Genomic DNA, 13307 nt, shown 5'->3' on the forward strand with positions numbered 1-13307 from the left:
GCTCAATGATACGTTCAGACGGCTGACCGCTTCCTGCTTCGTCGGATAAGGCTCGCAGGCCCGATTCATCGTTTTTTGTCGGAGTACAGAAGGCCTTTATGATATTAACGATGCACGTCTGCTGTCCTTCCGTAATAACTCTCATTATAGGCTGTTGTGAGCAAAAGGTCAGCGGACTTTGTGCCTGCTTGCTTGGGCGATTATGGGGATATAGGCTCAATTTGTTAAGCCCCTCAACTATTCGCCCTCCTAATCATTCCGGCCAGATCCGATACAAGCCAGGCTGATCCTCCGCGAAGGAAAGTTGATACACGTCCGGATTGGACAACGCTTCCCACTCTTCGAACCCGATCCGGCTATCATAATGCTTCAATAGCAGAGAGATCAGGTTACCGTGCGAAACGACGACGGCGTTCCGGTACCCGCCGCTCACCACTTCCTTCACCGCGCTAACGGCGCGGCTCATAGCGGTGCTGCTGGATTCCCCGCCCTCATAGATAGATCCAAATTCTCGTATGTCTTACGAAGCATGTCCCGCCAATCCGCATTGTTTTTCCCGGATAAGACCCGCTCCGTCAATCGGTCATCCAAAACCACTTCGATCCCCAGCCGCTCCGCCAATGGAGCTATTGTCCGGTAAGCCCTCTCATAGGGGCTTGAAACGATATAGTCGATCTCTTTGTCGATGAGGAAATCGGCAAGCTTCTCGGCTTGCTGCCTCCCCAGGTCGGTGAGCGTGGCATCCGGCGCCTGCCCTTCGGCTTTGCAATGCCGCACGATATACAGATTTTGGGTCATGATTCGCTCCTTTCTTGAACTTCGATTACTAGAAAAGGTCTTCCTATAGCAAGAAGGCCTCCCTGCACGAGCCGGAAGGCGAGACATTTGTTAGCATATCAACAGCTCCATTTTAGAAATCACCTCAGCCAGCGTCTCATTCGGCACTTTGCAAATAAAAGCCGCTTGTCGGGACTGCCAGTCGAGACTTTTCACCTGATCGGAAAGGATTGCCCCCTCAACAGGTAAATCCTGAGGGATGATAACCTCAAACGGATAGCCCTTGATTTTGGAAGTAATCGGACAGAGCAGGGAGAGCCCGACCTTCCCGTTATACAGGGCAGGAGAGATGACCAAGGCAGGGCGCCTCCCAGCTTGCTCATGGCCTGCTTGAGGGTTGAATTGCAGCCACACCAAGTCGCCGCGGTCCGGCACATAGGGATTGGTTACCATGACTCCCGTCCTTGCGGCTTGCCGGTCGATATCTCTTGATGCAGATTATCCGGTGTGACCTGGGCAAGGAGCTCCTCCAGAGTGGCAGACTTCGGCTTAATGACAAGGTGTCCATTTTCCACGTCGAGATCGACCTCGGAGCCTTCCTCAAGGCCGACCTTTATAGCAAGGGACTTCGGGATGCGAATGCCCAAGCTGTTCCCCCATTTCTGAACTTGAAACATAAAACCACCTCCCAGTAAGTATATACAAAGTATAAACTTATTAGTTAAAAAAAGTCAACTTGCGATTGCGGATTTCTTACTGTTTTCTTTGTTATGCTTAGCAAAGCGCTTAAGATTATGTTCTGGCCTTAGATGAAGAAATGAACATCCCTTTACACTTCGGTCTCCGCAATAAACAAGGACGGAACTCCATGGAAAGTTAGCGTCAGCGCATGCATGGCTCTCGTGCACGCAATGTACAGCAGACTTCTGTCCAGCTCCGTCCGATAATTCGATGCGTCGACAGACGGCACGATGACTTGATCGAATTCCAGACCCTTCGCCATATGGGCGGAAGTTACCATGATCCCCTCGTGAAATTGGTCGCTGCGACGGGTGGAGCTAATTTGGTTTTCCAGGAGCTGAATCGCCTCTTGCAACCTGCGCACCATGTTGCCGAGATATTCTCTTTCCTCCGCTTCCGCTCGGTTCACGATAGTCGTCCCTCTTTTCCTTATGAGAATACCCCAAAGTATAGAGAAACCTTCAAAAAAATATAGACTTATAATTCCGTTTGTGGTATTATATTTTAATTGTGGGTCCAAAAATCGGCATACAATATGTACCAGTTATCTATCTGATATTACATAAAAAACCAAGTCCCTGAATCTCAGGGCTTGGTTTTTCTGGTTTTTCCGTCTAACTCCAACCTCCGCTGGCCGGCTTGTCCGTAATGGACACCTACTGCATCTTTAAACCTTTAGCGAGCCTCTGAATCCTCTAGCGGCATAGTAGGAATCCGCTCCGTTGTGGTATACGAAGACCGTGTCGTAACGGCGATCGCAGAAGAGGGCCCCGCCGAGCTTCCGAATAGCAGCGGGCGTTTGCACCCAGCTTGACGTTTTCAAATCGAATTTCCCAAGCTTCTGCAGCTCCCGGTATTGTTCTTCCGTTAAAAGCTCAATGCCTATCTCAGCTGCCATATCGATCGCCGTATTGTTCGGCTTATGTTCTTTCCTCGACTCCAGCGCTTCACGGTCGTAACAAATACTTCGGCGCCCCTTGGGACTTTCCGCGGAACAATCGCAAAGCAGGTATTCGCCCGTCTTCGGGTCATAACCGACGACATCCGGCTCGCCGCCAGTCTCCTCCATTTCATGGAGCGACCACAGCTTGTCAGGATGAGCTTCGAGCCTTGCTTGAACGTTAGCCCATTCCAGGTCCTGATGGCGGTTCTTATTTTTCTCAAAACGGACTTTTAATGTTCGGAGCAGTCCTTCCCGTTGTTCCGGCGATAACTCTTTCTTACTGCTGCTGGAGCTTGTTGTCATCTTCATAGTCTCCCTTCAAATAAGCTGCGTCCGGATAAGCGGCGCATCGCATTTCATAACGGATACCCTTTATTCTTCCCACACTGGAGCGAGGGGAACCTCCCGTCAAGGAGCAAAGACGTCCGGATGATCGTTGCGCCAGGCGCCTATACAGCCGATCAAACAGGCCGTGCAGCTTCTCATCACGCAATCGGTCTCCGTGTACGCATATTCGATCACGATATTTATGCCCGGCTTGCGCCATGCCAACAGTCGACCGGAATAACCGGGCCATTCACATTCTTCATCAAGTTGAGGCTGACCGTATGCCTTGATCGACTCATTCGGTGTTGAGCTCATGGTAATACCCAGGGGAAGGGTCCCGGCAAACGGAGCTTTAATTCTGTCATCCGACCCGGGTGCAAGAAAATGAATGGCACCTATGATCCATCCATCCTGGTTTGTATATGGGAGCCCGGTAAGATCATTTATTTTAGGTGCGCGATAAAGATCGATGCGGATCGATGATTTCACAGACCAGATGATATCGTCGTTGAAATAGCTGTTCGCGGGCGGCATTCGCTTGACGCCGAATGATTGCAGCAAAGCTTGTACATCCTTGGGATTGTACGGGTGGCCTAGCCATTCAATGAGCTGTTCAGATGGCTCTTTCATGTTTATATCGGTTCCTTTCGCTTCCTCGAAGTGTGATGAATCGTTGTTTTTTATCCCGATTGTTCGCGGTAGTTTTACGGCTGTTTGTCGCCTCTATTATATCATGTCGCCCCTGATGAGCTTATGTCAACCTTCCCGGGTACCCAACAGAAAATAAGGTTATCCTGCACGCCACTAAGACGTGCGGGATAACCTCAGGTTAGCGAATATCAGATCAGATCGGAGAGCTGAAGCAGACGTTGTATGATGGTGGCAGCCTCGGCTCTCGTCAAGAAGTCCTGCGGTGCAAGCGTTGCGCTGCTTTTCCCCTGCATGACCCCCGCTTGAATACTAGCTGCCATGCCGTCCAGCGCCCAGTCGGACACAGCCGCCGCATCCGTATAGGGACGAAGCACTTCTTCAGCCGCTTGGCCGGGCAGCTGCGCTGTCAGTCCGGTGAGCGTCATCGCTCTGGACAACATGATTATCGCTTGCTCGCGGGTGATCGTCTCCTCCGGATGAAACGTTCCGTCTTCAAAGCCGTTAAGCAAGCGATGCGTATACGCTGTAGCCACGACGTCGTTGAACCAAGCCGACTGGGGTATATCCGAGAATGGAGCGGTCCCTCTCTCCAGGGGCAGTCCCAATCCGCGAACGAGAATGGCGGCAAACTCGGCGCGGGTAACCTCTCGATCCGGCTCGTATGAGTTGTCTCCCGTCCCCATCACGATCATCCGCGCCCCCATTTCGCGGGTGGCCTGTTCGGCCCAGTGACCCGTCATATCTTTGAATTCCGCAGAATGAGATACAAGGGCGAACGAGCCGTTGGTCAAGCTGCTCGCTTTTGCATAATGCCGGTTCTCCTTCGCCATGACCTGGAGCGGAACATAGCGGAGGATACCGTCCGGTTCAACGACAACGGCTGTTGTCACCGAATCCGGGTTCACGTTGTCCGGAACCGCGATCCAATGTTCCAGGAAGGTGTTAAACTTCGAAACCTCGATTGTTGCATCTCCGTAGGTCGCACGGATACTAAATTCAACCGGCGGCGCGAGGAGGGTGAACAAACCTTCGGATACGGCGTCTTTGATCGTTCGATCCGTGTCCTGTGCGACCCGTGTACCGATCTCTATGTTTAGCTTGAGGTCCTGCAAGGCGACCGATTCGCCAAACTTCCCGGCTAAAGCTTCGATGTCGATTTGCTGTGCGGGCAGCACATAAGTGGCCTGGCCGGTTTCGAGAGCGAGGACCGCTTGCTTTTGGGCCATGCTTTTGACCCATTGACCGTCCATCTCGGCCACAACCCTGTCGAAGCTTGCGTTCGCCCGATAGGTGATGACCGCGCCTTGCGCCTCCGCGGCAAGCCGATTCTCCAGCTTGGTCCGATCGGCGGTTATCGTCAGCAGGGTACGATTGTGATCCGTTGTGGCTGCCGCTCCCCCATGGACCGCTTGACGGTTCAGAAGGATGTCCGCCAATGAAACTGCAGCTTCGCTTACAGTCCCGCTGGTGTCACTATTCCCGCTGTTATCGCTGTTATCGTCGTTATCGTCACTGCCGCCTTCGCCGCTTGACGGAGAACTCGGGACAACTGCGTTGGACACATCCGAATCCTGACTGCTTCCGGCCCGATTGATCGCTTTGACAGTAAAGGTGTAACTTACGCCATTGGTCAGACCGGTGACCGTGATCGGGCTGGAGGCTCCGCTTTGCACGACGCCACCTGACGATGCGGTCACTTCATAGCTGGTGATGGCGGAGCCTCCATTATCGGTTGGCGGCGTAAAAGAAATCGTCGCCTGCCTATCCCCGGCAACAGCTGTCACTTGTGTAGGTGCGGCAGGTGCGGCAGGTGCGGCGGCAGGTGTGGCCGCCGCTTCATTCGACGCTGCACTCAAGCCTCCGGAATTGCCCGCTTTTACGATAAAATAATACGTCGTGCCGTTCGTTAGCCCGCTCATGTTGTACGTCACACCCGTTACGGTAGCGGATGCCGGTTCAGGAAACACGCCTTGAACGGTTGACAGGTACACCCTGTAATAGGTTGCGCCCGTTACCGTATCCCAGTTTAAAGCGACTTGGCTGTCCGCTCCATCCGCGGTCAAAAGCTGCGGAGCTGCCGGAGCCGGTTGCACACCTTCGGTTACGGTCACCACGTAATCCTGTGTAGTGCCATCCGCTGCGCTCACCGTATACGACACCGGGCTGGTGAAGTTCTGCGACACGCCGCTGTTCGGCGAGATGCTTGCGCCCGTGTGCGTTATCGTCGGCGTCAGCGACGTGACGTCCGTGCCGAACGGCACGGTTACAGCGATGGTATGGCTCGCCTCGTACACCGTTCCGGTTACAGCCGGGGCAGCGAAGCTAAAGCCGGTGATTTCCTTCGTCGAGCTAGCGGCCACATTTACCGTGACGGTATAGCTCTTCGTACTTCCGTCCGCTGCGCTCACCGTATACGTCACCGGGCTGGTGAAGTTCTGCGGCACTCCGCTGGTCGGCGAGATGCTTGCTCCCGTGTGAGCTATCGTCGGCGTCAGCGATGTAACGTTCGTGCCATACGGCACCGTGACGCTTATCGTGCGGGACGCCTCGTTCACCGTTCCCGTAACTGCCGGGGTTGCAAAGCTGAAGCCGGTGATTTCCTTCGCCGGACTCGCGGCCACATTCACCGTTACCGTATAGCTCTTCGTACTTCCGTCCGCTGCGGAAACTGTATACGACACCGGGTTGGTGAAGTTCTGCGACGCACCGCTGTTCGGCGAGATGCTCGCGCCTGTGTGCGTTATCGTCGGCGTCAAGGCCGTTACGTTCGTGCCATACGGCACCGTGACGCTTATCGTACGGGACGCCTCGTACACCGTTCCCGTCACAGCCGGGCTTGCGAAGCTAAAGCCGGTGATTTCCTTCGTCGAGCTAGCGGCCACATTTACCGTGACGGTATAGCTCTTCGTACTTCCGTCCGCTGCGCTCACCGTATACGACACCGGGTTGGTGAAGTTCCGCGACACGCCGCTGTTCGGCGAAATGCTCGCGCCCGTATGCGTTATCGTCGGCGTCAGCGATGTGACGTCCGTTCCATACGGCACCGTTACGCTTATCGCGCGACTCGCCTCGTTTACCGTTCCCGCCACTGCCGGGCTTGCGAAGCTGAAGTCGGTGATTTCCTTCGTAGGGCTAGCGGCCACATTCACCGTTACCGTGTAGCTCTTCGTGCTTCCATCCGCTGCGGAAACTGTATACGTCACCGGATTGGTAAAATTCCGCGACGCACCGCTGTTCGGCGAGATGCTCGCGCCTGTGTGCGTTATCGTCGGCGTCAAGGCCGTTACGTTCGTGCCATACGGCACCGTGACGCTTATCGTACGGGACGCCTCGTACACCGTTCCCGTCACAGCCGGGCTTGCGAAGCTAAAGCCGGTGATTTCCTTCGTCGAGCTAGCGGCCACATTTACCGTGACGGTATAGCTCTTCGTACTTCCGTCCGCTGCGCTCACCGTATACGTCACCGGGCTGGTGAAGTTCTGCGACGCACCGCTGTTCGGCGAGATGCTCGCGCCTGTGTGCGTTATCGTCGGCGTCAAGGCCGTTACGTTCGTGCCATACGGCACCGTGACGCTTATCGTACGGGACGCCTCGTTCACCGTACCAATAGCTGCCGGAGTAACAAAGCTGAAGCCGGTAATTTCCTTTGTCGGGCTAGCGGCTACATTCACCGTTACGGTGTAGCTTTTCGTGCTTCCGTCCGCTGCGCTCACCGTATACATCACCGGATTGGTGAAATTCCGCGACACCCCGCTGTTCGGCGAGATGCTTGCGCCCGTGTGCGTTATCATCGGCGTCAGCGATGTGACGTCCGTTCCATACGGCACCGTTACGCTTATCGTGCGACTCGCCTCGTTTACCGTTCCAACAACTGCCGGGCTCACGAAGCTGAAACTAGTAATTTCCTTCGTAGGACTCGCGGCCACATTCACCGTTACCGTATAGCTCTTCGTACTTCCATCCGCTGCGCTCACCGTATATGACACCGGGTTGGTGAAGTTCCGCGGCACCCCGCTGTTCGGCGAAATGCTCGCTCCCGTGTGCACAATCGTCGGCGTCAGCGACGTAACGTCCGTTCCATACGGCACCGTTACGCTTAACGTGCGACTCGCCTCGTTCACTGTTCCAATAGCTGCCGGAGTAGTGAAGTTGAAGCCGGTTATTTCCTTCGTAGGACTCGCGGCCACACTCACCGTTACCGTGTAGCTCTTCGTACTTCCGTCCGCTGCGCTCACCGTATACGTCACCGGGCTGATGAAGTTCTGCGGCACTCCGCTGGTCGGCGAGATGCTCGCGCCCGTATGCGTTATCGTCGGCGTCAGTGCAGTGACGTCTGTGCCGTACGGCACGGTTACAGCAATCGTACGACTCGCCTCGTTCACCGTTCCCGTAACTGCCGGGGTTGCAAAGCTGAAGCCGGTGATTTCCTTCGTCGGGCTAACGGCTACATTTACCGTTACCGTGTAGCTCTTTGTACTTCCATCCGCTGCGCTCACCGTATACATCACCGGATTGGTGAAGTTCCGCGGCGAGCCGCTGTTCGGCGAGATGCTTGCGCCCGTGTGCGTTATCGTCGGCGTTAAGGTCGTCACGTTTGTTCCATACGGTACGGTTACGCTTATCGTGCGACTCGCCTCGTTCACCGTTCCAATAGCTGCAGGGCTTGCGAAGCTGAAGTCGGTGATTTCCTTCGTAGGGCTAGCGGCCACATTCACCGTTACCGTGTAGCTCTTCGTGCTTCCGTCCGCTGCGGAAACTGTATACGACACCGGGTTGGTGAAGTTCCGCGACACGCCGCTGTTCGGCGAAATGCTCGCGCCCGTATGCGTTATCGTCGGCGTCAGTGCAGTGACGTCTGTGCCGTACGGCACTGTTACAGCAATCGTACGACTCGCCTCGTTCACCGTTCCAATAGCTGCAGGGCTTGCGAAGCTGAAGTCGGTGATTTCCTTCGTAGGGCTAGCGGCCACATTCACCGTTACCGTGTAGCTCTTCGTGCTTCCATCCGCTGCGGAAACTGTATACGTCACCGGATTGGTAAAATTCCGCGACACCCCGCTGTTCGGCGAAATGCTCGCTCCCGTGTGCACAATCGTCGGCGTCAGCGACGTAACGTCCGTTCCATACGGCACCGTTACGCTTATCGTACGACTCGCCTCGTTCACTGTTCCAATAGCTGCCGGAGTAGTGAAGTTGAAGCCGGTGATTTCCTTCGTAGGACTCGCGGCCACATTCACCGTTACCGTGTAGCTCTTTGTACTTCCATCCGCTGCGGAAACTGTATACGTCACTGGATTGGTAAAATTCCGCGACACCCCGCTGTTCGGCGAGATGCTCGCTCCCGTGTGCGTTATCGTCGGCGTCAGCGATGTGACGTCCGTTCCATACGGCACCGTTACGCTTATCGTACGACTCGCCTCATTCACTGTTCCAATAGCTGCCGGAGTAGTGAAGCTGAAGCCGGTAATTTCCTGCGCCGCACTTACTGCCAAACCGAGCTTTTTGGGCTCCAATATTCCGTTTCCCCAGTGCCACAGCTTCCCATCTTGATCCAGGGCATACGATCTGCCAAATCCCCCCTCCAAAGATGTAAAGCCTATCAAACGAAGAACGCCTCCCTCGAAAGATGAGACACTATATGTCTTTGCATATGACGTACTCGTGGTTGAACCGTCGCCCAGTTGTCCCTTGTCATTTACTCCCCAAACCCACATTTTCCCATTTACATCTATCCCCAGCGAGTGAGTATACCCTGCGGAAATTTGAGCAAATTTAATCGGATTGCTGCCGTTCTTAATCGGAATCGGGACTTGATTATATTTGAAATCTGGAGAAAGCCCGTGTCCAAGTTGCCCTTTGTCATTGGTTCCAAAGCCCCACACGTTACCGTATATATCGAGGACCAAACCAAAAGGCCCCCCTTCACTTGATCCGGAGCCAATAGAAACAGATTTGTAATCGACGCCTGCTATCGGCGGATATCTTTTAGGATCAAAATGTGTTTCATTTATGTACCATAACTGATCCTCTGAATCAATCGCCATAATGATTTGAATATTCCCATGAATGGATTTAAATGTATAAGTAGTTCCATCCTTCACCACATTCTGTAGGGTTGGTACTTGGGGCGTTGATGTTGTATTAGCCCCCCATGCCCATAGGAAACCGTTGCTGTCCAAAGCGTAAGAAGCATCGCTTTTTACTGCTATATCTATAAAGGTTTTACCTGGGACAGATAATTTTTCCCATGTAAGAGAACTGCCTGAAGGCCCGTTGCCTAATTGTCCGTGCTCATCGTGTCCAGTCGTCCAGATATTCCCGTTTACGTCCAATGCAACGGAGTGATTACTCCCCGGCTGTACTTTTTTAAATTTAACCAAGGTACTGCCGTTCATCACTTGAACTTGTTTGGGGAGTACGGAAGATACTGTTGTTCCGTCACCATATTGACCAAATTGGTTGCTATACTCCCCCCATGCCCAAATCTGCCCCTCCTGATCCAACGCAAATGAAGTCGGATCTTCGGAAGTAACAGAAACAAAAACGGGGTCATCTGGTGCAGCACGGGCGTCCCCCGGAATAAATAACGGACTTGCGATAAGGATAAACGCCAGTAGACCAATCATTAATTTTTTCACGATTAAAGTTGATTCTCTCATCCTGTTCTCCCTTCCTTCCCTATAACCCAACTCAAAATTAGCCTGGCTTTTTGGCAAAAACCAGTATAACAAACGGCTATAAAAGAACTGCGAAAGAACTATGAAAGAACTATAAAAGAATCGCTGTCGGCTAGTTATAGTGAAAGATTTCCACATATAGTATATGATCAATCGTAGAGGGAGCTTGCCGGAGGGAAACTCGCGACGGCGGGACGCCCCGATCATCTTTCGACATTTCCACATCCCCCCTTTTTCAAGGAGAATTTTGCAGCGATGAGTATAACGCTATCCAATGTGATCATGCTGGTTTCCTTTTTTTTAATGATCGCGTTTTTATATTACGCCTTTCTGTACAGCCGGGAACGGGGAATCCGGTATTTTGCCTGGGTTATGGTTTGCCGCGTGATTTATGCCGGAAGTGTGATCATGGAGCTCAACAGCGAAAGCTTATCTGCAAAAATGCTGTTTCGAAATATAGAACAAACCAGCTTGTTGTTTGTAGTGCCTATGGTTTTGTTTTTTGTGATGGCCTTGTTCGGGAAAGACAAATATTTACGTCCGCTTCGGAGGCTGCAGATTCTTTCGATTTTCGTGCTTTGGTCCTTGCTGATCTGGACGAATCCGTACCACCAACTGCTTTTCTGGAATATAGAGCTGGACCGAGGGCATTTGGAAATAAGCAAAACCGTGTATGCGATTGCATTTACTATCATCTGTTATCTGATTATCGCGGTTTGTGTCTTTTATTTGTTTGTCTATCTCCGGCGCGTTCGTCCCGAGCTTCGCAAGCCCGGCATCTGGCTGGTACTGTGCGGCTGTATCCCCGCTTCGACGGAAGTGGTCAAGTCCTTGTATTCCGGCTTCACGCCATGGCTGCTCCCGGTCTCGGTGTATTGCGGATTTTTGGGAATGGCCATGCTGTGGATTGTGATCCGTTACCGGATGTTCTCGGTCGTGCCGCTTGCCAGGAATGTGGTGGTGGAGACGATGGAGGAAGGAATTCTCATTGTTAATCACAGAGGCAGCGTCATCGATAGCAACGCGTACGTGGCGCCTTTATTTGCAGATTCGGGAGAAACTTCGATTGCGGGGCGGCAGATAGACCGATTGTTGGCCAAGTGGCCGGGATGGCTGCGCGCCTGCGAGCGCATGGAAGCGAGCGATATGGAGATCGACGCACGAGTGAATGGAGAACTCCGGGTTTATTCGGTCAAGGTGTATCCGCTGGCTTCCCGGGAAAGGGCTGGGCAAGGAACCGTATCCGTATTGTTCGATATTACCGAAAAGCAAAGACAGATGGAGCAGATCGTGAAGCTTAATCAGCTAAAAGACCATTTGTTCGCAATCGTTTCCCACGATATCCGGAATCCGTTAGCGGTCCAGGCCAGCTTAATTGAAGTGCTGGAAGCGGATAAAACGATGTTTGCCCGCAATCATCAGGAAGTAATCGACGCATTAAGCGGTCAAATTCAAAATACGTTCGGGATGATCGAAAATTTGCTGGAATGGTTTCGCAGTCAAAAGGAAGGCATGCTGCTGCACCCCCAGCGATTACGACTGGCCGATGTGGTCGAGGAAGTGGGCCGCACGCTGCGAATTAAAAGCGAAGCCAAACAAATTGCGATACATACCGAGATCAACAGCGACATGGAAGTATATGCGGATCGGGAAGCGGTCAATTTGATCGTTCGCAATCTGATGACGAATGCGATCAAATTTTCCGAGCGGGGCGGTAAAGTTGGGGTTCGCGCTGAAACGGCTGCCGGGCAGGTAGTCGTTTCGGTTAGCGACAACGGTGTGGGTATAGAGGCGGAACGGGTTCGGGAATTGTTCGATCCGCTGAGACTCGTGTCCACAACAGGGACTGCGGGGGAGAGAGGAACCGGACTAGGATTGCAAGTCTGCCAACAATTCGTGCGGATGAGCGGCGGACAGATTTGGGTGGAGAGCGTGCCGCGCCAGAAAACTGTTTTTTACTTTTCGCTGGACACTGCAGGCTCGGAAAGGGACAACGATGAACGTATTGCTTATTGATGACGAACAGGCGATGTTGACGGCAATGAGCCAGCTTTTGTCGCGTATAGAAGGCGTGGTCATCGTCGGAATGGTACGCAGTCGTGCAGAGGCGGTTGAGTTGGCTTCCCAGCAGGCTGTGGACCTTGCCTTTATCGATATCATGATCGCCGAGGACAACGGACTGACATTAGCCCTTGAATTGCGGAAGAGGAACGCCGACCTGGATATTGTGTTCGTGACTTCGCATAAAGAGTTTGCGCTGGATGCATTTGATGCGTATCCGTTGGATTATATCGTAAAGCCCGTTTCCCGGAAGCGTTTGGAGGAAACCGTTGCGAGAGCGGCGAGAGGCCGGATGGGGAAATCCTATACCGGTAACATGGACACGCCGAATCGGTTATCGGTTGCAGGCTTTGGAGGTTTGCAGATCAGCGGCGAGCAAGGAGAAACGTTGAAGTGGATGTCCCGCAAAAGTCAGGAGCTGTTCGCGTATTTGTTGCTCTGTCGCGGGAATCGTACGGCCAAAGTCCGCATCATGGAAGAGATTTTCCACGATAGAGAAGAGAAAAATTCGGAGTTGTATCTCAATACGGCGTTGTACCAGTTGCGCCGAACGCTGTCTACGCAGGGGATGAAGGCAATCCTCGTCTCCGATCGCGAACAATATCAGATGAGTCTGGAACAGATCAAGGTCGATTTTATCCAATTCGAAGAGCGAGTGTCCAGTCTGCCTACCGTCGATGAGTCCAATGCAGAGGCCGCAATTGCCGTCGAGAGCATGTATACCGGCGATTTGTACGAAGACAAACCGTACGGGTGGGCGCTTGCCGAGCGCGAGCGGCTCAGCGATGTGTATGAGGCGTTTGCCAAACGTCTGGCCCAATGGCTGCTCGAAAATAATCAGCTTCATCAGGCTGTTCAGATTGCCAAAAAGCTGGTGCGCCGCAACGAATTGGATGAAGAAGCGAACAGGCTGCTTATGCACGGGTTTGCCGCTTTGAAGGACAGGCGGTCCCTCCACTTGCAATACAAGCAGTATGAAGCGCTGTTGAAGCAAGAACTCCATATCCAGCCTTCGGCAGAGCTGGCCGAGTGGTACGATCGATTGTTGGCTAGTGAGGTATAACGAAGTGACTTGGAACCTCTGTCAAGATCCTGGACAAAAAGCTTTCCTTTTTGTTGCACCGCCCATA

8 protein-coding genes and 2 pseudogenes are annotated in these 13307 nt (G+C 53.0%); 2 read left to right on the forward strand and 8 right to left on the reverse strand.

The genetic code is table 11. The annotated features are described in order from the left end of the window. Positions 1-253: 253 nt before the first annotated feature. The 8 genes and pseudogenes from PV433_RS17750 to PV433_RS34150 form a co-directional block, all read right to left on the reverse strand. Positions 254-798, reverse strand: a pseudogene (locus PV433_RS17750) (histidine phosphatase family protein). A 90-nt stretch (positions 799-888) separates the two neighbouring features. Then, positions 889-1230: an endoribonuclease MazF gene (mazF, locus tag PV433_RS17755; protein ID WP_332073395.1), complete on the reverse strand. Its 342-nt coding sequence runs from the start codon at positions 1228-1230 to the stop codon at positions 889-891. After that, entirely contained in the window at positions 1224-1454 is a 231-nt protein-coding gene (locus tag PV433_RS17760; protein ID WP_332073396.1) for an AbrB/MazE/SpoVT family DNA-binding domain-containing protein, read from the reverse strand. The genes mazF and PV433_RS17760 overlap by 7 nt, the downstream gene beginning before the upstream one ends. Before the next feature lie 152 nt (positions 1455-1606). Continuing rightward, the gene (locus PV433_RS17765; RefSeq protein WP_442951539.1) at positions 1607-1927 is read right to left on the reverse strand and encodes an ATP-binding domain-containing protein; all 321 of its coding nucleotides are present in this window, start codon (positions 1925-1927) and stop codon (positions 1607-1609) included. Between the two features lie 258 nt (positions 1928-2185). After that, positions 2186-2764: a DUF4256 domain-containing protein gene (locus PV433_RS17770; protein WP_332073397.1), complete on the reverse strand. Its 579-nt coding sequence runs from the start codon at positions 2762-2764 to the stop codon at positions 2186-2188. 105 nt (positions 2765-2869) lie between these two features. Next, a complete protein-coding gene (locus PV433_RS17775; RefSeq protein WP_332073398.1) occupies positions 2870-3418 on the reverse strand; it encodes a hypothetical protein in 549 nt (182 codons plus the stop codon). 209 nt (positions 3419-3627) lie between these two features. After that, positions 3628-9042: a DUF5018 domain-containing protein gene (locus tag PV433_RS17780; protein WP_332073399.1), complete on the reverse strand. Its 5415-nt coding sequence runs from the start codon at positions 9040-9042 to the stop codon at positions 3628-3630. Between the two features lie 90 nt (positions 9043-9132). Then, positions 9133-10341: pseudogene (locus PV433_RS34150) on the reverse strand (RCC1 domain-containing protein); the annotation flags it as partial. Between the two features lie 30 nt (positions 10342-10371). Here PV433_RS34150 and PV433_RS17785 point away from each other — a divergent pair. After that, positions 10372-12132 carry a sensor histidine kinase gene (locus PV433_RS17785; RefSeq protein WP_332073400.1) on the forward strand — a complete coding sequence of 587 codons (1761 nt, stop codon included), beginning with the start codon at positions 10372-10374 and terminating at the stop codon, positions 12130-12132. Further along, a complete protein-coding gene (locus PV433_RS17790) occupies positions 12113-13240 on the forward strand; it encodes a response regulator (protein ID WP_332073401.1) in 1128 nt (375 codons plus the stop codon). Before PV433_RS17785 ends, PV433_RS17790 begins: the two co-directional genes overlap by 20 nt. Positions 13241-13307 lie beyond the last annotated feature (67 nt).

The organism is Paenibacillus sp. GYB004, from assembly GCF_036577605.1.
GTDB lineage: Bacteria > Bacillota > Bacilli > Paenibacillales > NBRC-103111 > Paenibacillus_AB > Paenibacillus_AB oceani.

What these genes read in the sequence shown, in the direction of transcription:
- mazF (WP_332073395.1), bottom strand. Translation starts at nt 1,230, where the DNA reads ATGGTAACCAATCCCTATGTGCCGGACCGCGGCGACTTGGTGTGGCTG.
- PV433_RS17760 (WP_332073396.1), bottom strand. Translation starts at nt 1,454, where the DNA reads ATGTTTCAAGTTCAGAAATGGGGGAACAGCTTGGGCATTCGCATCCCG.
- PV433_RS17770 (WP_332073397.1), bottom strand. Translation starts at nt 2,764, where the DNA reads ATGACAACAAGCTCCAGCAGCAGTAAGAAAGAGTTATCGCCGGAACAA.
- PV433_RS17775 (WP_332073398.1), bottom strand. Translation starts at nt 3,418, where the DNA reads ATGAAAGAGCCATCTGAACAGCTCATTGAATGGCTAGGCCACCCGTAC.
- PV433_RS17785 (WP_332073400.1), top strand. Translation starts at nt 10,372, where the DNA reads ATGAGTATAACGCTATCCAATGTGATCATGCTGGTTTCCTTTTTTTTA.
- PV433_RS17790 (WP_332073401.1), top strand. Translation starts at nt 12,113, where the DNA reads ATGAACGTATTGCTTATTGATGACGAACAGGCGATGTTGACGGCAATG.